This window comes from Bacillus sp. TL12 (assembly GCF_022625245.1).
Lineage (GTDB): Bacteria > Bacillota > Bacilli > Bacillales > Bacillaceae_G > Bacillus_A.
Genome location: NZ_JAJJBY010000034.1, coordinates 1 through 21054, shown reverse-complemented (window position 1 = coordinate 21054; position 21054 = coordinate 1). Strand labels below are relative to the sequence as shown.

Sequence of the window (21054 nt, the reverse complement as noted above, 5' to 3'; positions counted from 1 at the left end):
CAGAAAAATGCTTTGGACATGCCAAAGCGACAACATTTTATTGCAGAAATTTTTCATACTCATAATACTCTGGATAAGATGAGAGCGTTTCTTGGCACGACTCACAGATTGTTTTTATATATATATTTCCATTTTCATGAAAATGAATCATATCCAATCGTTCTTGCTCTGTTAGTTGAAATAAAACTTTGCTGTATACCTTTTCTGCGGTAATGGAACCCACATTACCTCCACAATGTCTACAGTAATAATGCCCTTCCATACTATCCTCCTAAGTGTACAATTACTACTAGTATGGATAAAAACATCGTAAAATATTCCAAATTAGAACATTAACCATTAAAAGTATTCATAATTTGAAGAAATGGTTTCTTTAACCACTCTTCACATGCATCCGCAGCTTTTTCAATGGATTGATTTACCTCTGGCAACTCTTCTGCTGTGAAACGCCCTAATACATAATCCACTACTTTCATACCATTTTTCGGACGATCAATCCCCATACGAATACGTTGGAATTCTTGCGTACCTAAATGAGAAATTGTCGATTTCACACCATTATGACCACCTGCACTACCTTTCATACGAAGGCGCAATTTACCTACTGGAATATCTAAATCGTCATACATGACAACAAAATCTTCCACATCAATTTTATAGTAATCCATAAGTGGACGGATGCTTTCTCCAGATAAATTCATATACGTAAGTGGCTTTAATAAAATTACCTTCTCACCATTAACAAAACCTGAACCATACATCCCTTTAAACTTTTGTTCATTTAAAGAAATGCCCCATCGTCTTGCAAGCTCATCAATTCCCATAAATCCAATATTATGCCTTGTTAATTCATATTCTCTACCTGGGTTCCCAAGTCCTACTATTAATTTCATTCTTGTACCACTACTTTCTTTTTACGATACGAAAAGACGTAACCAAATTTGGTTACGTCTCATTCTATCCAATTAATTGAATAATACACTCACAGATTCTTCTTCATAAACACGGATGATTGCTTCTCCGATTAATGGAGCAACAGAAAGCTCGTGTACTTTATCAATTTTCTTCTCTTCTGGTAATACGATAGAGTTTGTTACAACTAACTCTTTAATATTTGAGTTTTGGATACGCTCAATTGCTGGTCCAGATAAAACTGGGTGTGTACAGCAAGCATATACTTCAGAAGCACCGTTCTCAACAAGAGCGTTTGCTGCTAATGTAATTGTACCAGCTGTATCAATGATGTCATCAATTAAAATTGCTGTCTTACCTTCAATGTTACCAATGATATTCATTACTTCCGATACGTTCGGACGTGGGCGACGTTTATCAATAATAGCGATTGGCGCTTTTAAGCGATCCGCCATTTTTCTTGCACGTGTTACGCCACCATGGTCAGGAGATACGATTACGATATCTTTAAGACCTTTTGTCTCGAAGTAATCTGAAAGGATCGGTACACCCATTAGATGATCGATTGGGATATCAAAGAACCCTTGAATTTGTGGAGCGTGTAAATCTAGAGTGATTACACGAGTTGCACCTGCTGTTTCAAGCAAGTTTGCTACAAGTTTCGATGTAATTGGTTCACGAGAACGCGCTTTACGGTCTTGACGCGCATAACCATAGTAAGGAATAACGATATTAATTGTTTTTGCAGATGCACGTTTTAATGCATCGATCATAATAAGTAATTCCATGATATGTTCGTTTACTGGGAAGCTTGTAGATTGAATAATGAATACATCGCAACCACGAATACTTTCTTCAATGTTAATTTGAACTTCTCCATCACTAAAACGGTCAACAGAACACTTTCCTAGCCCTACTCCAATATGCTTTGCAATTTGCTCAGCAAGTTCCTTATTAGAGTTTAAAGAGAATACTTTCAAATTAGAATTTAGATATTGAGTCGACATCTAGATTAACCCTCCACATTATGATTTTTTCTTATTCAGCAATTGATCAACATAGTCTTCTTTATTAACTTGACGTGCACGTGCAATCGATAATGCTTTTGATGGAACAGTCTCAGTAATTGTAGACCCTGCCGCAACATAAGCACCATCTTCAACTGTTACAGGAGCAACAAGGTTTGAATTACAACCAATAAATACGCCATCTCCAATAACTGTTTTGAATTTATTCTTGCCATCGTAATTCACTGTAATTGAACCACAACCAAGATTCACGTCTTCTCCAACTTGTGCATCCCCGATATAACTTAAGTGTGAAGCTTTACTTCTATTACCAAAAACAGTCTTTTTAATTTCCACGAAGTTTCCAACGCGTACTTCGTTACCAATAACTGAATCCGGGCGAATATGTGCAAATGGTCCGACTGAAACTCCCGTACCAATCTTACTGTCATGTACAGTAGATTGACGAATTGTTGTCTGGTCTCCAATTTCACTATCACGTATTACTGTATGTGGACCAATTTCACAATCAGAACCAATTACAGTTTTACCCTCAATAATCGTCCCTGGATGAAGAACTGTATCACTACCAATAATTGCATCCGCAGAAATATATGTGTTACTTGGATCAATAATTGTAACACCATTCACCATGTTCTTATGGTTGATACGCTTCTTCATAATAATTTCCGCTTGCGATAGAGCGACTCTGTCGTTAACACCTAACGTTTCATCAAAATGCTCCGTTTGATAAGCTGATACAATATGACCTTCATTTTTCAAAATTTCAATAACATCCGGAAGGTAGTATTCACCTTGTACGTTATCATTTGAAACTTTAGAAAGTGAAGCAAATAGTGCTTTATTATCAAAACAATACGTACCTGTATTAATTTCTTTAATAGATAGCTCTACTTCATTTGCATCTTTATGCTCAACGATCTTTTCAACATGACCGTGTTCATTACGAACAATACGTCCATATCCAGCAGGTTCTTCTATGTATGCCGTTAGCACTGTCGCCTTCGCCCCTGCTTCTTCATGATGTTTTAACAATGCTTCCATTGTTTCAGCTGTTATAAGTGGTGTATCACCACAAATAACTAAAGTTGTTCCTTCTTCATTTGCAAGTACATCAGCAGCTTGATCAACAGCATGTGCTGTACCAAGTTGTTCTGCTTGTAATGCAAATTCACTTACGTCCCCTAGTTGTTCTTGTACTTTTTCAGCACCATGTCCAACTACCGTTACAAGTTTCTGCAATCCTAATTGAGATACTTGATCGACTACATGCTGTACCATTGGTTTTCCACATACAGGATGAAGCACTTTGTATAGCTTGGACTTCATACGTGTGCCTTTACCTGCAGCTAGAATCACTGCAAATCTGTTTGACATATAGACCCTCCATCGCAACCTATTTATCCATTAAAGATATTATCCTAAATCACTATATATTTCAAGAAACAGAGCATAACTATTAAATTTTACCATACTTCTTATAAGATGTTTTACTCTTTAGTATCTTTTTTTAGGAAATAAGATATACTATTTCGAATGATTTTTAATAAATTAGGATTTTACATATAACATGGGGAATAAAGTGAAGTTTTATTTAGGGGAAAGTTTTATTTAAAATAAATATAAAACCTTTCTTTTTGGTTGGGAGAGAGCATTCGCCCTTGCATAGTAACGGTCAGGGCCTTTTGGGATCCCATGTCGTATGAAAACAAACGGAGTAAGCGAGTGGAGGGCTTCTTTTATTTCCATAACCGGAACTTATGTGCTAGTAAATCGAAATAGATTTATCAATTGAACGGACAATATAAGGTTTTCCTTTTAGATGGGAGAGCATCCGCCCTTGCATAGTAGTGGTCAGGGCCCTTTTGGATCCCATGTCGTATGAAAACAAACGGAGTAAGCGAGTGGAGGGCTTCTTTTATTTCCATAACCGGAACTTATGTGCCCGTAAATCAAAATAGATTTACAACTAAAAAACAAACTCCTGTAAGTGTTTACAGGAGTTTGTTACAAAATTATAGAGCTCTTTTTATTCGAGCTCTTTTTATTCGAATTTTACGAAGCTCCAGCTTCTTCAAACTCAACTTCTTCTAACTCGCCTAAACGGTGATACTCAGTTAAAACCGCATCTTGAATTTTAGAGCGTGTATTAGAATTAATCGGATGTGCAATATCACGGAACTCTCCATCTGGAGTACGTTTACTTGGCATTGCTACAAATAATCCATTATTGCCATCAATTACACGAATATCATGAACAACAAATTCATGGTCTAGAGTAATAGAGGCAATCGCTCTCATACGGCCTTCTGTGTTTACGCGGCGTAATCTTACGTCAGTCACTTCCATCTTGTGTTCACCACCCTTTTCTAAATAAGCGATATGTTTGTATAAATTCCACAAATTTTCTATTTTCCCTCTAATTTTTTAAAAATTTTTAAGATAAAAATTTTTATTTTAATGGAATATAAGAATTAATGGACGTTATCGCTTACAAATATTTATTTTATAAGGGCGATTACTTCAATTTCGACGGAAACATCCTTCGGTAATTTTGCAACTTGTACACAAGAGCGAGCTGGTTTATGTGTGGAAAAATATGTTCCATACACTTCGTTTACATCGTTAAAATCATCCATATCTTTTAAAAATACAGTTGTTTTTACAACTGTATCAAATGCCGCTCCTGCTTCTTCTAATACAGCCTGTAAATTTTGAAATACTTGTTCTGTTTGTACTTTTACATCACCGGTTACAAGTTCTCCACCTGCTGTTAATGGAATTTGTCCTGAGCTATAAAACATATTATTTACGATAATTCCTTGTGAATATGGACCAATTGCTTGCGGTGCTTGATTTGTTTGAACTACTTTCATATTTTCTCACCCTTTTATTGTTAGTTTCAAAAATAATTGACTCCTACAAACTGAGTTCACCTATTCTCAAACAAATAGAATGTACCTTGCTAGTAGGCGGTAAAACTTTAGCTATATAAATCTCTTTTTGCTTTTCAACATATAAGTTGCTGCTACTAAGAACAAAAAACCACCTAAATTTGTTCTCTCTCTTTATTTTCACTTGGCATGGGATAGAAAAATAGGCTGACCGCTTCCGCCCATAATTGGATCCTCTCCCACCTCAAAAAGAAAGGATTTATATAAGAAAAGGCTTACCGCCTACTAGCACTTTCATTTACAAAAAAAGATAAAGCGGATGCTTTACCTTTTTATTCAGCTTCTACAAGCCCTTCGTCAAATGGTACAAGTGAATAATTCCCTTTTTCCACTTGAATTGTTTTCTCTTTAATATCTACTTCTGCTAAACGGATTAGAGAAACAAATTTATTAATAAGTCTTTCTTCAATATCTGTTGATTCTACTAATACACCGATTCCAACAACGTTGGCATTAAACTCTTCTAGCATACTAATCATACCTTGAATTGTTCCACCGGCCTTCATGAAGTCATCAATAATTAAAACATTAGCACCTTCCGGAAGACTACGTTTTGCTAAAGTCATTGTTTGAATGCGCTTAGATGAACCTGATACATAGTTAATACTAACTGTAGGCCCTTCTGTTACCTTATTATCTTTTCTTGCAATTACCACAGGTACATCTAAATAATTTGCTACCGCATATGCAAGCGGAATCCCTTTTGTCGCTACCGTCATAACCGCATCAATTGGTTGTTTTGCAAATACAGAGGCAAATAGGCGACCCGCTCCATTGATATAACGCGGATTACTTAAAAGATCCGTCATATATAAGTATCCACCCGGAAGAATACGATCTGGATTCTCAAATAAACTACATAGCTCATTAATAATCAGATTTGCTTCTTCTTCACTTATATATGGTATATATTTCACTCCTCCTGCTGCCCCTGGTATCGTTTGCAATGTGCCGACTCCTTGTTGTTCAAACGTTTGCTTAATAATAACTAAATCTTCACTAATAGAGGACTTAGCTGATTGATACCGTTCAGCAAAAAAAGTGAGAGAAACTAACTGACGAGGATTTTGCAATAAATAGTAAGTCATATCGACTAGTCTTGTACTCCGTCTAATTTTCACACTCTCACCCCAAATCACGAATATTCTAACCAAATCATAACTTATTATACGTCTTTATTCAAGCGTTTCTCTCTCTCCTAATAAACGTACTGCATATACTTGTTCACAAAATCCTTTTAAACCATTATAAATACGATGCATTCTTGAATCATGATGTACTAATCCAAATACAGTTGGTCCACTACCACTCATTAAAACTGCATCTGCACCAAAGCGCTTCATCTGTGCCTTAATACGTGCAACTTCAGGGTGCATCTTAAACGTTACATCCTCTAGCACATTCCCTACAGCATCACAAATACCTTTATAATTACCGCTATTAATGGATTCAACCATCTGCTCTACATCTGGATGCGTAACACGATTTAATTGTAAATTTCCATATACGTCAGCAGTAGATACACCGATATGAGGCTTAGCTAAAATAACCCAACAAGAAGGAGGTGTCTTAATGTGCTCTATTTTTTCTCCTCTTCCTGTAGCAATAGCTGTCCCGCCATATACACAAAAAGATACATCTGATCCAATTTCTGCACCAAACTCTGCTAGCTCGTCTATTGTAAGACCCAAATTCCATAACTTATTAAGTCCTCTTAATGCAGCAGCTGCATCACTACTACCGCCAGCTAATCCTGCTGCCACCGGAATTGTTTTTTCAATAGAAATAGATACGCCTTTCTTTACATTGAATCTCTGTTTTAATAATTTCGCTGCTTGATAAGCTAAATTACGCTGGTCGTCTGGGACATACCGATTATGGGATACAATTTCAATGCGGTCTTCTGATAACTCCGTTAGCTCTAAACGATCTGCTAAATCAATTGTTGTCATAATCATTTTCACTTCATGATAGCCGTCTTGTCTTTTCCCTAGTACATCTAACGACAGATTAATCTTTGCTGGTGCTTTCACTAGTAGCTTCAATCTATTCACCCACTCTATGTACTCAATCTTTTATCGTTTATTTTACCATAAATTTATAGTAAGACGATGACACTTCCCTAATTATAACGAAAAGCATTCAGAATGAAACTACTTATGCAAAATGATGGTAACTTTTAGCGTGCAAAAAGCCGAGGAATTTCTCCTCGGCTACCGTAGCATAGAAGTTATCTTACAACTACTGGTTTTGTTTCATTAATTGCTGCTCTGCAATCTCAATGGCCCGTTTCACCATATTACCAGCATCTTTCGCACGAATTCCGCCCCATCCTTCTTTCTGAACAACATCATAGAATCCAAGCTCTTTTGCGAGTTCTTCTTTAAACTGATTTGACATGACTCCTCTTCGTCTACTCAATGCAGGGTCCCTCCTTATTTTGCTACGGTATAATTAGTTTACAAAAAAATGGCCTTCTTTATTTATGGGAATATATGTAACATACTAGGTCGTTATCCTAAAATAACCTCGTTCTGAGGGTCATCATAAAATGTTAATTCCACGGTTTCTGTCAAAACATCTGCATAGCTATAGGAAACGCGCTGCAGCGTATCCTCTTGTTGATCTAACTGCACAACAAAAACAGAGCGATATGTTTCTGCTAGTACCCCTGATTGTTCCACTGTTTTTCTTCTTCCACTATTCGCCTTTAACATAAGGCGCTTCCCAAGATGATGGTCTAATTCACTTTTTATTTCATCTAAACGTTTTGACATATACTTTGCTACACCTCGCTGTAATTTAGAGTGAATACATAAATACATGATATATCTATCCCAATCATTGCCCATACGTAATGGACAATATCTTCGCAAGAACCTAATGCGTTCGAATAGATAGAAGAATTACTATATTGTAAAAGTATCATTGTATAGTCTGTACGTTCTTATCTTTTTTTATCCAAACACTTACAAATCCTTGTTTAAGGTACAGCTTTTACCAAGAAAATTAATACTTTCCCATAAAAAAAGCAAGGTACATATATACCTTGCTTACTCTTCATAATATTGAAAAGGTAACCCTGTTCGTAAAAGCCCTCGGGTCTCAATACCACCAAGACCTTTTTCCCCAGTAATGGTATTTCGAACAACATCCCATACATTTACGCGTTCCATAAATGAAGTAAAACTAATCTTTCCCACTACATATACTGGATCCAATGCATGAATATTAATACGCGATGGTGAACTAGCAAAATTAGCACCAGCTCGAATTAAAGCTTCAAAATGAGACTGACATGCTCCAGCAAAAATAACAAGTTGATCTAAAGAAGGATATTTTTTACGTACTTCCCGAACGGCCTGTACAAAATGCCGAGAATGACGGTAAGCTGCTAAATCTCCCATAACTCCCTTTGATTTTGTATATGCATCATGTCCTGTAATTACTAAAATATCTGGACGAAAATGATCGATTAAATCGACTACCTTTTCATGCATTTCTGTTTCTTTGCAATGTATCCCTTGAACTGGAACACCTATCTTTGTATATAAATCTAAACATTTCCGTAAATATAATGGGTCCCCATCTATATGCAAAACCCTACCTGGCATTTGAAAATAATTAACTTCACTCGTATATCCACCTGTAGAATTATGTTCGTGACGTTGCTTCATCAAAACATAGTCCTGATGAAACAGACGATATGTTTGCTCCATCGTTTCCTTTTCACGCTTTGCTCTTTTTTTATACTCACGCTGATCAATGATAATTAAATCTTCAAGTGGTGCATCTGCTATCAGCCTAACTTCTTCTCCAAACAATATTGCAATTTCACCTTTTATTTCTGTAATACGAAAAAGAATATCTCGATTATATGAATGTCGTTCTACTAAATCTCCCACATGTACAGCCATTATCTTACCTCCAAACTCATTAGGCCATCTCACTAACCATCTTCTGTTTTTAACGTATGAATCCAGAGTAGAAAAGGTGACAAAAAGGACAGCTCCAATGGAGCTGTCCTTTTATTGTTTATCACGCTATTGTGTGCAGTAAGCCACACACACCAAAATTCAGTAAAAGCAAAGAATTTAGGTGGAAAGCAACTGACCGTAAAAGCCCGATTGGTAAGGACTGATAATCAATGGAAGATGAAACCTCCCACTAATTAAAGTTTTACTTTATGAGAGACTAACGCATTACTCAGTGCTGCGAATTCTTCAATTGATAATGTTTCGCCTCGTCGTTTTGGGTCAATGCCTACTTCTGTTAAAATACGCTCTAATAACTCTTTATTTTTCGGGAAACCGTTTAGATTATTTGATAAGTTATTCATCAACGTTTTACGACGTTGTGCAAAACTTGCTCGTACTACCTCAAAGAAAAACTTCTCATCTTTCACTTCTACAATTGGTTTTGGACGTTTTAAAAGACGAATAACTGCAGAATCTACATTTGGTTGTGGTACAAATACAGTACGAGGAACAGTCATCACTGTTTCCACTTCCGTATAATATTGGATTGCAATAGATAAAGAACCATAATCTTTCGTACCTGGTTTCGCTGCTAAACGATCGCCTACTTCCTTCTGCATCATAACAACAAATCCGCGCACTGGTAGCTTTTCTTCGAGCAACTTAAATAAAATTGGTGTTGTAACATAGTAAGGTAAATTCGCTACCACCATTACGTCTTGCCCTTCGTCAAATTGTTCTCCAAATACTTCATGCACATCTGCCTTTAAAACATCCTTATTAATAACAGTTACATTACCATACGGAGCTAACGTTTCATCTAATATTGGTAATAATCGTTGATCAATTTCAAATGCTACTACCTTTTTAGCACGCTTTGCTAATTGTTCTGTTAAAGCTCCAATACCGGGACCAATTTCAATCGCTCCGCTCTCTGATCCAATCTCTGCATAATCTACAATACGATTTAATACGTTTGTATCAATTAAAAAATTTTGTCCTAAACTTTTTTTGAATGAAAATCCGTATTTTTCAACAATGTCTTTCGTACGATTCGGTGTTGCAATATCCTTCATTTCTTTTCCTCCTGTAATACTTGTTTATATGCTTCCGCAAATGCTTCTTTTGAAACTTGAAACATTTGTAAACGTTTATGTAACTGCTTCGCATTTGTATAACCGATCTTTAATAGTTTACCCATTTTTTCTCTACGACTTTTTGCCTGTTCTCCGCCCACTAGACCAGCATCTACTAAGTCACTCCAACTAATTTCACTCGTATAAGCTTCCATTTCTTCATGAACATTTTCTAAAGCACGGCGAATGGATTCATTGGAAGCATGTTCAATTCCGACTCCTTTTTTTCTTTTTGCAAGTGCCTCTTCTTTCGGTAAGAAAGCATGCTTACAACCCGGAACCTTTTCAGAAATAATTTTCCTAATACGTTCTCCTGGATAATCAGGATCCGTCAAAATAATAACACCTCGTTTTTGCTGTGCCAATTTTACTTGCTCAATGACATGATCACCGATTGCTGAACCGTTCGTCTCAATTGTATCTGCATCAACAGCGCGCTTAATTGCAACTGTATCATCTTTACCTTCTACAACGATAATCTCTTTAATTTTCATGACTGCCTCCACACTCATTTCGTCTCTACTTAGTAAAACAAAAAAACGAATACTTTTCCATTATTATTTTCCCATTGATACAATTTAAAAAGCAGAGGAGAAAAAATCCTCTGCCTACTCTTCTTATTGTAACACTTTAACTTTTACTTGTTTTCCTCGCCATACATGTATCCGCTAGTTAACTAAATTACATTTTCTTTCTAAGATAACAACACAAAAAAGAATGAACCCCCATTCTTTCTTATTCAACACCAAATAACGCTTTTGCATTTTCTGTAGTTATCTTTGCGACCTCTTCATATGAAATCCCTTTTAAGTTTGCAATTTCTTCTGCTACAAGTTTCACATAGCTTGGTTCATTTCGTTTACCACGAAATGGATGTGGTGTTAAGTATGGACAATCCGTTTCTATTAATAACTTTTCCATTGGAATTTCCATTGCAACTTCCTTCGGTTTTTTTGCATTTTTGAAAGTTACTGGCCCACCCAATGAAATTAAGAAATTCATGCCAATACATTGCTGCGCCACTTCTACACTGCCGCTAAAGCAATGCATAATGCCTCCTACTTCAGCTGCATTTTCTTCTTCTAGAATATCCACGATATCTTGCGTTGCATCACGATTGTGTATAATAATAGGTAACTTTACTTTCTTTGCTAACTGAATTTGTTTACGAAATACTTCTTTCTGTACTTCTTTCGGAGATTTGTCCCAATGATAATCTAATCCCATTTCACCAAGAGCAACCACTTTTGGGTGCGCTGCTAATTCTTCTAGCCAAACTAAATGCTCTTCTGTCATATCAATTGCATCAACCGGATGCCAACCAACTGCCGCATAAATAAAATCATACGTTTCTGCAAGTTCCATTGCCTTTTTTATCGTTACTTCATCAAAACCAACTACAACTGTATATGAAACCCCAGCTTCTTTCATTCTTACAATGACTTCCTGCAAATCTTCTTTAAATTGCTCTGCATTTAAATGTGAATGTGTATCAAACAACATAGCAAATAACTCCTTTTATATGAAATAAACTCTATCATGTTTCAAAATCTCTATCCTAACAACGTAATAAAAACGATAGTACAATCTTAATACAAAAAAGAAATTTTTAAAAAGATTCCTAACAAGAAAAAAGATGCTTCACGAATGTTACACGTGAAACATCTCTTATTTTGTCAGGATTACTTGATTTTTGTACCATTTGGTAAACTTTGATCAATTGTCGCTAACGATAATACTCCGTTTTCTTCGCCTGCTAAAATCATACCTTGTGATAATTCACCACGTAATTTCACTGGCTTTAAATTCGTTACACAAATAACTTTTTTCCCCTTTAATTCTTCCGGTGTGTAAAATTTAGCAATGCCAGAAACAACTTGTCGCTTTTCTGTGCCTAAATCAAGTTGAATTTTTAAAAGCTTATCTGCTTTTTTCACAGGTTCTGCTTCTATTACTTCCGCCACACGCAATTCAACTTTAAAGAAATCATCAATTGTAATTTCTTCTGCTTTCGGTTCTTCTTCCTTTTTCTCTTCCACTTTAGGGGCAGAACCTTTCATTTGTTCTTTAATATATTCAACCTCTACTTCCACCTCTAAGCGTGGGAATATTGGCTGTCCTTTCACTACTTTTGTACCAGCAGGAATACAACCAATCGTAGAAAGGCTATTCCAAGATTGATGTGCTTCATCAGTAAGGCCAAGTTGCGTAAAGATTTTACTTGGTGTTGCTGTCAAGAATGGCATAAGCATAATACCTGTTTGACGAAGCATTTCTGCAAGATGTGCCATTACAGAAGCAAGTTTATCACGGTCATTCTCATCTTTTGCTAATACCCAAGGTTGTGTTTCATCAATGTATTTATTCGTACGGCTAACCAATTGCCAAATAGAGCTTAATGCCACTGAGAACTCCATGTTCTCCATTGCTTCTTCTACTTTTTTCAATATATCTTGTGCGAATGCTACTAACGTTTGATCAAACTCTGTTACATTTTCTTTAAAAGCAGGAATTTCTCCATCAAAGTACTTATCAATCATCGCTACTGTACGATTTAATAAGTTTCCTAAGTCGTTCGCAAGATCAAAGTTAATGCGCTCTACAAATCCTTCTGGTGTGAATACACCGTCTGATCCAAATGGCACTTCACGAAGTAAATAATAACGTAGTGCATCTAATCCGTAACGATCAATTAACGTAACAGGATCAACTACATTTCCTTTTGATTTACTCATTTTTCCGTCTTTCATTAAGATCCATCCATGAGCAAATACTTTTTTCGGCAGTGGTAAATCTAGTGCCATTAAAATAATTGGCCAATAAATCGTATGGAAACGAACAATTTCTTTTCCTACTAAATGAACATCTGCTGGCCAATACTTTTTATACTTCTCTTCATTATCTGTTCCATATCCTAGTGCTGTAATGTAGTTAGACAATGCATCTACCCATACGTAAATAACGTGTTTTGGGTTACCTGGTACACGAACTCCCCAATCAAAAGAAGTACGTGAAACTGCTAAATCTTCTAAACCTGGTTTAATGAAGTTATTAATCATTTCATTTTTACGAGATTCAGGTTGGATGAAGTGTGGATTTTCTTCGTAAAACTGTAATAGTCGATCTACATATTTACCCATTCTAAAGAAATAAGATTCTTCACGAACAAGCTCTACAGCATGACCGCTATCTGGGCTTTTTCCACCAACTACTTTGTCACCTTCCATAATTGGATCAACAAGCTGGTGTTCTGTGTAGAATGTTTCATCTTGTACAGAGTACCACCCTTCATACTCATCAAGATAAATATCACCTTGATCGACAAGTTGTTTAAAAATCTTTTCGACAACTTCTTTATGACGGTCTTCTGTTGTACGAATAAAGTCATCGTAAGAAATGTCCATTTTCCCCCACAGTTCTTTAATTCCTTCTACAATGTTATCAACATATGCTTGTGGTGTAACTTGCAATTCTTCTGCTTTCTTTTGAATCTTTTGTCCATGCTCATCAGTACCTGTTAAATAATGAACATCGTATCCCTGCATGCGCTTGTAGCGTGCCATTGCATCTCCCGCTACCGTCGTATAAGCATGTCCAATATGAAGCTTTCCGCTCGGATAATAAATTGGAGTAGTAATATAAAAGGTTTTCTTTTCCTCTGTCATTGTTTTAAGCCTCCCAAATGACCTCATATGTATTTATAAACAGTATATCAAAAACTGACGCATAAAAACGAATTAATGCTCGATTATCTTTATCATCTATTACTCATTTTCCAAAAAATATACAGTGTTTTTTCTGAAAAAATTGATAAAATTAAAAAATGCAGTAAAAATACTTGTGCAATTCTTTCATTTTCTATTATATATAAGGAGTAAAAAAATCTATAATTCTTTCATAAAATCTATAATTTATGAATTGACGGAAATGTAAATGATTGGTATCATATGTTCATAGGGTATTTTGTCGAAAAATGACGAATTAAAATATAGACTCACAAACTTACAGAATATGAGGAGGATAAAGAATATGAAATCTACTGGTATCGTTCGTAAAGTTGATGAATTAGGCCGTGTTGTAATTCCGATTGAATTACGTCGTACATTAGGTATTGCAGAGAAGGATGCTCTTGAAATTTACGTTGATGACGAAAAAATCATCCTAAAAAAATATAAGCCAAACATGACTTGCCAAGTAACTGGTGAAGTATCTGATGGCAACCTTGCTTTAGCTGAAGGTAAAATTATTTTAAGCAAAGAAGGCGCTGAACAAATCTTAAACGAACTTCAACAATATATTCAAGCTGCAAAATAAGCTTCTCAATTATGAGAAGCTTATTTTTTATCGACATGATAGATTTGATACACGTCCCGTTTCGACAAATCTCGATCTTTTGCAACTTTTTTAATTGCATCCTTTGAAGACATTCCTTGCTCATTTATATAATGTTCGATATGATCGTATACTGATATAGCTTCCCACCATTGTTCCTCTGATGCAGCTTCCTCTTTTGATCCAGATACCAATATACAAAATTCACCACGAACTTCATTTTGTTTTGTCCATTCAATCGCTTCTTCTATCGATCCACGAATAAATTCTTCAAATTTTTTCGTTAGCTCTCGGCACAATACAATCTCTCTATTTCCAAGTACTTCTTTCATAGAAATTAACGTATCATCTAATCGATGTGGTGCTTCGTAAAACATCATCGTAGTTGGAACATAACGAAGCTTTTCCAATTCCGCTTTACGTTCTTTTTTATTTCTTTGTAAAAATCCATAAAAATAGAAATGTCTTGTCTCTAATCCTGACGCAATTAACGCTGTAAGAGCAGCGTTTGCCCCTGGAAGCGGAATAACATGATATCGCTCCTCTACAGCTGCTACCACAATGTCGTAGCCGGGATCAGAAATACAAGGCATACCCGCATCACTTACAAGAGCTACTGTTTTTCCATCTTCTAGCTTATCTAAAATTTTCTGTCCACTTATTTCCTTATTGTGCTCATGATAACTCATGACTGGTGTGTCAATTTCAAAATAGTTACAAAGCTTTTTCGTCTGCCGTGTATCTTCAGCAGCAATGATATCAGCCTCTTTCAATATCCGAATCGAACGAAACGTCATATCTTCTAAATTACCAATCGGTGTCGGAACTAAATATAAGACACCCTTTTCATTTACTTGAAAGCTTTTTTGCTGCCACATAGCGCTCTCCTTTTTGCATATATTCTTCTTTGTCTTTTCGCTTTAACTGTTTAAAATGATATTCGGCTTGCATAGCTGTCGTTTTCTCTTCATGAACCTCTACATATTTTAAAACAACAGGAAGCCTAGCACGAGTATAACGTGCTCCCTTACCGCTATTATGGGTTTGAATTCGTTTCTCTAAATTATTTGTATATCCTGCATAATAACTTTTATCTGAACATTCCACTACATAAAAATAATGTTTATTTTTCTCCATATAAGATTGAACGAAGCTCCTTTGTATATTCATTATTTTCCTCATATACGAAAAGGGGCGGTAAAATTTTCAAATCTGCATTTCCATCTTTAATTCCTTCTATTAGTAGCGTATTTGCTTCTTTACCCGCCTTTGGATATACAAACTGTACACGTTTTGGTTCAATCTTATACTTTCTCATTAATGTTACAATATCAAGTAATCGACCTGGACGATGAACAAATGCTACCTTACCACCCTGCTTTACAAGCTGACTACTAGCATATACGACATCTTCTAATGTACACATAATTTCATGACGAGCTATAGCTAAATGCTCGTTAATGTTTTTCTCAGATGCCTTTGGCGTTTGAAAATATGGTGGATTACATGTTACAACATCATATTGATGGCGCCCCAGCTGCTCCGGCATATCTTTTAAATCCCCATGTATTAAATGAATTCGCTCTTCCAGATTGTTATACTGAACACTTCTGATTCCCATATCATATAAACGCTCTTGAATTTCTACACCTGTAATCTTACCTTTTGTTCTTGTACTTAATAAAAGTGGAATAACAGCATTTCCTGTACATAAATCAAGTAAATTCCCTTTTTGAATCGGAACCCACGCAAAATTTGCAAGTAATACTGCGTCTAAAGAAAAATTAAACACAGATGGGCTTTGAATGATTTTCATTTCTTCTGCTAGTAAATAATCTAAACGTTCATCTTCATATAAGTGCATATACAATTCCCTTTCTTATACTTAACCTACCCTATTTACGTAAAAGCAAAAACGATTCCATCTTAACTTTACTCACATGTATAAAAAATTACCTTTCCAATATATTGGAAAGGTAATTTCATTTTTTATTTAAAAATGACAGACAGAATAAACAATCCCCTTCTTTACGTACACTTCCATAATGTAAATTACAGATATGGAAACCTTCTTGATATAGACGAGCTAAGTTATCATATCCTTCACCAATATCTGTTTTAGGTTTCATTTCTTTTCGCTTTTGCGTTTTTTGTTTTTCCTTATTCTGTACTTCTTCAAAACGGCGTCGCAAATTTTCATTTTCCATTTTAATATGTTGGTTTTCTTCAAGTAACTCTGCAAGATGTTGCTTTAATTCTCCCAACTGCTTATATAAATGTCCAATTTGCTCTTCCATACTGGAAACAGCTGCAAAAATATCCTTTTTCTCCACAAGCACCCACCTCATTAATCTGTGGTTTGACTCGAAACGACCCCTTCATTAATCAATTCATCTAACGTATATTCCACTATCCGTTCCTTGTCTACTAGTTCCACTTGAATTAATCTTTCTAAAATATTTAATCCGATGACGCGCCCAAGCCCATGCGGCGTTTGTATACGTTGATCTAAATCAGGAAGTTGCTCTTTTGCCGCTTCATACTCGTCATTCTCATATTTTAAGCAACACATTAATCGGCCACATAAACCAGAAATTTTCGCAGGATTTAATGATAAATTTTGATCTTTCGCCATTTTAATGGATACGGGTTCAAAATCACCTAAAAATGTAGAACAACAAAGCATACGACCACATGGACCAATACCACCAAGCATTTTCGCTTCATCACGAACACCAATTTGTCTTAACTCAATTCTTGTCCGGAAAATTGCAGCTAAGTCTTTTACAAGCTCACGGAAGTCAATACGACCATCGGCTGTAAAATAGAAAATGATCTTATTACGATCAAAAGTATATTCTACGTCTACAAGTTTCATATCAAGCTTGTGTTCCCCTACCTTTTGTTGACAAACTTGATATGCTTCTTTTGCAGCATGTTTGTTCTCTTCAACAACTGTCCGATCATTTTCATTCGCAATGCGAATAACTTTCTTTAACGGTAGTACCACATCGTTTTCATCAACCTGCTTTTTTGTAATAACTACTTTCCCATATTCAATACCTCTTACAGTTTCCACGATCACGAATTCATTTTCTGAGATATCAAATTGATTCGGGTCAAAGTAATACACTTTTCCGGCCTTCTTAAAGCGAACACCTACTACATCATACAAAACGGTCATCCCTCCTGCAACCGCAACACTAACTGTTCGAACACAAGCTGCGCATTTACATTAGCGTTGATTCTATTTTTTGCTTCTAATATATTAAAAAGAGCTGATACAATGCGCTTCTGAGCGTAGGAGAAAGAATGAAACATCTCCTTTTGCTCTTGAAAGACGAGACGATCTTCTTCTCCTAGTTGAACATATAATAAATCCTTATAAATAAGGAGTAACATATCTAAACCTTGTTGTAATTGTTCCTTCTCTCCAAAGTGTTTCCCCCACTTTTCTTGTACAAAAAAAAGAGAGGCTGTATCTTTTTCGAGCGCTTCACATAATTTTATCACTAAAGTTCGTGCTTGTGCAAACCATTCATCATTGCACAGTAATAATGCTTCCTCAAAACTATTCGTAAGCTGTGCAGCAAGAGTAGATAAAGAAACCGGAACGCCATCCGCCTGTAATCTCTCAATTAAAGCTTCTGCAGCGAGGGGTCTAAATGTTACAACTTGGCAACGGGATAAGATTGTATTTAAAATTTGATGACTTTGTTCAGTAAGTAAAATAGCCGTTGTATCGCTACTTGGTTCTTCTAAAAATTTCAATAAGGTATTAGCAGCATTTGCCGTCATTCGATCTGCATGCTCAATAATATATACCTTTTTATTTGCCTCTAAACCTGTTTTTGAAAACTCTTCCTGTAAGTCATGAATTTGTTGTTTTTTAATAGATAATCCATCTGGTTTTACAACGTGTAAATTGGGATGATTACCTGAATCAATCCGTCGACAATTCGTACATGTATGACACGGTTCTACACCTTTTCTTTGTAAACAAAGAAAACTTTTTGCCATTTGAATTGCCGTTTCGTATTTTCCAGTTCCTTTCGCACCTTCTAACAAATAAGCGTGGGATATACGCCCTTTTGCAATACTATTCATCAACATCTTTACACCAATGGGTTGTATAGCAGAAAGCTGCTCCCACGTCCTCGTCATAATGCATACCTCACTTGTTTTATACTTTCCTTCTATTATAACAATTTATCTTCTATAAGCTGAATAACTTCTTCCATAATTTTTTCCATTGATTGATTTGCATTCACAACAACTATGCGATCTGAAAAACGATCTACAAGCTGTAAGTACCCTTCACGAACGCGCTTATGAAATTTCATACTTTCCATATCTAAACGATTCACTTCACGATTAGCATCCTTTTCAATGCGTGCTAAGCCTACTTCAGGTTCTATATCTAGATAGATTGTCAAACCAGGCATACAGTCTTCTGTTGCAAATCGATTAATTTCAAATACTTTATCAATTCCTAGCCCTCTTGCATAACCTTGATAGGCAAGAGAACTATCAATAAAACGATCACATAATACAAGATAGTTTCTTTCCAAAGCTGGCATAACTTTTTCTACTAAATGCTGTCTACGTGCTGCAGCATATAGCAATGCTTCCGTACGTGCTTCCATCATTGTATACTCTTTTTTATGTAAGATTTCTCGAATCTCTTCTGAAATTACGATACCCCCCGGTTCTCTTGTTGCTATTACTTTTTGTTCTTTCTTTTCAAAGTGCGGTAACAACTTTGTAATTAATGTTGATTTACCTGAGCCCTCTGGTCCTTCAATTGTTACAAATAATCCCTTCATCCTAAAACCTACTTTCTTTCTATATCATACACATTCATATATTTTATATTTCCTTGAAAACGGGCACCTATTTCTTCTAAATAAGAAATTTGTTCAATATGTTCTGTCGTAATTTCTTCTCCATACATAAGTAAGGGAATACCCGGTGGATACGGAATAATCATATCCGCTGCAATCATTCCGGTAGCTTCTTGTAAAGATACAACTTTTTTTTTATACTTTTCTAATTGCTTATAAGTAAATGGTAAAGAAGAAAAGCCTTCTTTGTAAGTATACCGAATTGATGGTCTCTTGTCTGTTACCGTATAATTACGTAATGCCAGTCGTACAACTTCTATCGCTTTTATATACTGTTCATTCACCTGCAACGGTAAAATCAATAGAACATTATATGGATCTGCCATTTCTGCGTATATACCTATCTTTTCAAATATAGATTGTAATTCGTATCCAGAAAGCTCACAGCGCGTTTGTACTGTAACTTTGAGCTCGTCCTGCAAAGGATACTGTAAGACAGAAATTTGTGGAATACTATGTAATTCCTCTCTAAATCTCCTCACAAACCCCACAATTTCATGACAGCCCTTCTCCTTCATATTTGCTAATGCAAAACGAGCTACATCTAGTGAAGCCATAATCGGATAAGATGGACTGCTAGATTGTAACATATTTAAATAAGAAGAAATTTTTTCTTCATTCACTAAATTACTATTTATATGTAGATAAGAACCCATAGTCATAGCAGGTAATGTCTTATGTGCTGAATGTACAACTATATCAGCACCGTATTCTAATGCTGATTTGGGAAATGGCTCTCCTATACAAAAATGCGCTCCATGTGCCTCATCTACTAAAACAGGAATGTTATGTGCGTGTGCATATAAAATATTTTCTTTTAAATCAAGCCCCATACCATAATAATTAGGATGTGTTAAAATCAATGCCTTTGCTTCTGGATATCGTTCAATAGCTCTCTTAATAACCTCATGCTGAACTCCGACTGGCACGCCATACAATTCATCAATCCACGGCTCTAAAAATACTGGATTCACTCCAGCTAACTTCAAGCCATTGATAATAGACTTATGGCAATTTCTTTGTACAAGAACAATGTCATGCTCTCCGCAACATGATAAAATCATTGCCAAATTTCCAACTGTAGAACCATTAATTAAAAAATAACTCTTTTTTACACGATATACATCAGCCAGCAATTGCTGTGCTTCATCTATACATTCAAACGGACTATGCAAATCATCTAATCCTGTTAGTTCTGTTACATCGATAGAAAGTACATCACCAAAACCAACTTGTGCTCGCTCTGGAAAATTCGAACCATTTTTATGTCCTGGAACATGTAAAGATAAAGGATTTTTATCTTTAAACTGAATTAACGTCTCATATAACGGTATTTGATTTTGATTCATGTTTATCTCTTCCTTATTTTTCATTCTTTACTTATTATACAGAGATATTGAGACAAAAAAAATAATAGGCGTGTATGCCTATTTATGAATATGATATTTGAATTTTTCGTAGTTGTTGTAAATAATATATATATTTAGGATCATTCGTTTCAGTTTCTACCATGTCTCGCTCACAAGTGTCACATATAAAACTTGTTTGTACACGTATACCATCATCTTTCTTATTTTCACATACAATACAAACCTCGTGTTTTGTTTCCATATCTTTATCCTAATCATTCTCACCTAACCGAGAACAATATAAGATATTTCCTCCCCTCTATTTTAAATCAAAATATACCTACTCCTATTCCTTAACACTTTTCTGAAAAATATACATCGCTTTGTTATATATATAATATGAAGCACAATTGGGTATTGTGTTTGTCACCTATACAATGAAATAAAACTTTCATTTATACT

25 protein-coding genes are annotated in these 21054 nt (G+C 35.6%); 1 reads left to right on the top strand and 24 read right to left on the bottom strand.

Annotation, left to right across the window (positions count from 1 at the left end; translation table 11 throughout):
- Positions 1 to 37 precede the first annotated feature (37 nt).
- From LOK41_RS22740 to metG, 15 genes are all read right to left on the bottom strand, one after another.
- Entirely contained in the window at positions 38 to 262 is a 225-nt protein-coding gene (locus LOK41_RS22740) for an anti-sigma-F factor Fin family protein (protein ID WP_241818412.1), read from the bottom strand.
- Between the two features lie 70 nt (positions 263 to 332).
- Positions 333 to 893: an aminoacyl-tRNA hydrolase gene (gene pth, locus LOK41_RS22735; protein ID WP_174102906.1), complete on the bottom strand. Its 561-nt coding sequence runs from the start codon at positions 891 to 893 to the stop codon at positions 333 to 335.
- A gap of 72 nt (positions 894 to 965) precedes the next feature.
- Positions 966 to 1919, bottom strand: a complete 954-nt coding sequence (locus tag LOK41_RS22730) for a ribose-phosphate diphosphokinase (RefSeq protein ID WP_000107420.1) — start codon at positions 1917 to 1919, stop codon at positions 966 to 968.
- A gap of 18 nt (positions 1920 to 1937) precedes the next feature.
- Positions 1938 to 3317: a bifunctional UDP-N-acetylglucosamine diphosphorylase/glucosamine-1-phosphate N-acetyltransferase GlmU gene (glmU, locus tag LOK41_RS22725; protein WP_241818411.1), complete on the bottom strand. Its 1380-nt coding sequence runs from the start codon at positions 3315 to 3317 to the stop codon at positions 1938 to 1940.
- Between the two features lie 678 nt (positions 3318 to 3995).
- Entirely contained in the window at positions 3996 to 4289 is a 294-nt protein-coding gene (gene spoVG, locus LOK41_RS22720) for a septation regulator SpoVG (protein ID WP_000454042.1), read from the bottom strand.
- Between the two features lie 152 nt (positions 4290 to 4441).
- Positions 4442 to 4816, bottom strand: a complete 375-nt coding sequence (locus LOK41_RS22715; RefSeq protein ID WP_241818410.1) for a RidA family protein — start codon at positions 4814 to 4816, stop codon at positions 4442 to 4444.
- 350 nt (positions 4817 to 5166) lie between these two features.
- Complete coding sequence (gene purR / locus LOK41_RS22710) at positions 5167 to 6015, bottom strand: pur operon repressor (protein WP_241818409.1); 849 nt, start codon at positions 6013 to 6015, stop codon at positions 5167 to 5169.
- Between the two features lie 54 nt (positions 6016 to 6069).
- Entirely contained in the window at positions 6070 to 6939 is an 870-nt protein-coding gene (gene ispE / locus LOK41_RS22705) for a 4-(cytidine 5'-diphospho)-2-C-methyl-D-erythritol kinase (protein WP_241818408.1), read from the bottom strand.
- A gap of 196 nt (positions 6940 to 7135) precedes the next feature.
- Complete coding sequence (sspF, locus tag LOK41_RS22700) at positions 7136 to 7315, bottom strand: acid-soluble spore protein SspF (RefSeq protein ID WP_001985066.1); 180 nt, start codon at positions 7313 to 7315, stop codon at positions 7136 to 7138.
- A gap of 92 nt (positions 7316 to 7407) precedes the next feature.
- Complete coding sequence (veg, locus tag LOK41_RS22695) at positions 7408 to 7671, bottom strand: biofilm formation stimulator Veg (RefSeq protein ID WP_018767332.1); 264 nt, start codon at positions 7669 to 7671, stop codon at positions 7408 to 7410.
- A gap of 276 nt (positions 7672 to 7947) precedes the next feature.
- Complete coding sequence (gene yabG / locus LOK41_RS22690) at positions 7948 to 8811, bottom strand: sporulation peptidase YabG (RefSeq protein ID WP_241818407.1); 864 nt, start codon at positions 8809 to 8811, stop codon at positions 7948 to 7950.
- A 254-nt stretch (positions 8812 to 9065) separates the two neighbouring features.
- Positions 9066 to 9947 (bottom strand): 16S rRNA (adenine(1518)-N(6)/adenine(1519)-N(6))-dimethyltransferase RsmA, encoded by an 882-nt coding sequence (gene rsmA, locus LOK41_RS22685; RefSeq protein WP_241818406.1) that lies wholly within the window; start codon positions 9945 to 9947, stop codon positions 9066 to 9068.
- Complete coding sequence (gene rnmV, locus LOK41_RS22680) at positions 9944 to 10501, bottom strand: ribonuclease M5 (protein WP_241818405.1); 558 nt, start codon at positions 10499 to 10501, stop codon at positions 9944 to 9946. Before rnmV ends, rsmA begins: the two co-directional genes overlap by 4 nt.
- Before the next feature lie 241 nt (positions 10502 to 10742).
- The gene (locus tag LOK41_RS22675; RefSeq protein WP_174102896.1) at positions 10743 to 11510 is read right to left on the bottom strand and encodes a TatD family hydrolase; all 768 of its coding nucleotides are present in this window, start codon (positions 11508 to 11510) and stop codon (positions 10743 to 10745) included.
- 179 nt (positions 11511 to 11689) lie between these two features.
- Positions 11690 to 13672, bottom strand: a complete 1983-nt coding sequence (gene metG / locus LOK41_RS22670) for a methionine--tRNA ligase (protein WP_241818404.1) — start codon at positions 13670 to 13672, stop codon at positions 11690 to 11692.
- Positions 13673 to 14036: 364 nt separating this feature from the next.
- On the opposite strand from metG, the gene LOK41_RS22665 reads away from it, so the two are divergent.
- Entirely contained in the window at positions 14037 to 14321 is a 285-nt protein-coding gene (locus LOK41_RS22665; protein ID WP_241818403.1) for an AbrB/MazE/SpoVT family DNA-binding domain-containing protein, read from the top strand.
- A 20-nt stretch (positions 14322 to 14341) separates the two neighbouring features.
- Here LOK41_RS22665 and rsmI read toward each other — a convergent pair whose 3' ends face one another.
- The 9 genes from rsmI to LOK41_RS22620 form a co-directional block, all read right to left on the bottom strand.
- Positions 14342 to 15217 (bottom strand): 16S rRNA (cytidine(1402)-2'-O)-methyltransferase, encoded by an 876-nt coding sequence (gene rsmI, locus LOK41_RS22660; RefSeq protein WP_241818402.1) that lies wholly within the window; start codon positions 15215 to 15217, stop codon positions 14342 to 14344.
- A complete protein-coding gene (locus tag LOK41_RS22655; protein ID WP_241818401.1) occupies positions 15186 to 15476 on the bottom strand; it encodes a GIY-YIG nuclease family protein in 291 nt (96 codons plus the stop codon). The genes rsmI and LOK41_RS22655 overlap by 32 nt, the downstream gene beginning before the upstream one ends.
- Positions 15463 to 16203 carry a tRNA1(Val) (adenine(37)-N6)-methyltransferase gene (locus LOK41_RS22650; protein ID WP_174102893.1) on the bottom strand — a complete coding sequence of 247 codons (741 nt, stop codon included), beginning with the start codon at positions 16201 to 16203 and terminating at the stop codon, positions 15463 to 15465. Before LOK41_RS22650 ends, LOK41_RS22655 begins: the two co-directional genes overlap by 14 nt.
- Before the next feature lie 118 nt (positions 16204 to 16321).
- Complete coding sequence (gene yabA, locus LOK41_RS22645; protein WP_000412052.1) at positions 16322 to 16672, bottom strand: DNA replication initiation control protein YabA; 351 nt, start codon at positions 16670 to 16672, stop codon at positions 16322 to 16324.
- Between the two features lie 14 nt (positions 16673 to 16686).
- The gene (locus LOK41_RS22640; RefSeq protein WP_174102892.1) at positions 16687 to 17514 is read right to left on the bottom strand and encodes a PSP1 domain-containing protein; all 828 of its coding nucleotides are present in this window, start codon (positions 17512 to 17514) and stop codon (positions 16687 to 16689) included.
- A gap of 5 nt (positions 17515 to 17519) precedes the next feature.
- On the bottom strand, positions 17520 to 18503 hold the full coding sequence (holB, locus tag LOK41_RS22635) for a DNA polymerase III subunit delta' (RefSeq protein ID WP_241818400.1): 984 nt from the start codon (positions 18501 to 18503) through the stop codon (positions 17520 to 17522).
- Positions 18504 to 18538: 35 nt separating this feature from the next.
- Entirely contained in the window at positions 18539 to 19165 is a 627-nt protein-coding gene (tmk, locus tag LOK41_RS22630) for a dTMP kinase (RefSeq protein WP_174102890.1), read from the bottom strand.
- Between the two features lie 8 nt (positions 19166 to 19173).
- A complete protein-coding gene (locus tag LOK41_RS22625; RefSeq protein WP_241818399.1) occupies positions 19174 to 20592 on the bottom strand; it encodes an aminotransferase class I/II-fold pyridoxal phosphate-dependent enzyme in 1419 nt (472 codons plus the stop codon).
- A gap of 82 nt (positions 20593 to 20674) precedes the next feature.
- A complete protein-coding gene (locus LOK41_RS22620) occupies positions 20675 to 20854 on the bottom strand; it encodes a sigma factor G inhibitor Gin (RefSeq protein WP_241818398.1) in 180 nt (59 codons plus the stop codon).
- Positions 20855 to 21054: the final 200 nt, after the last annotated feature.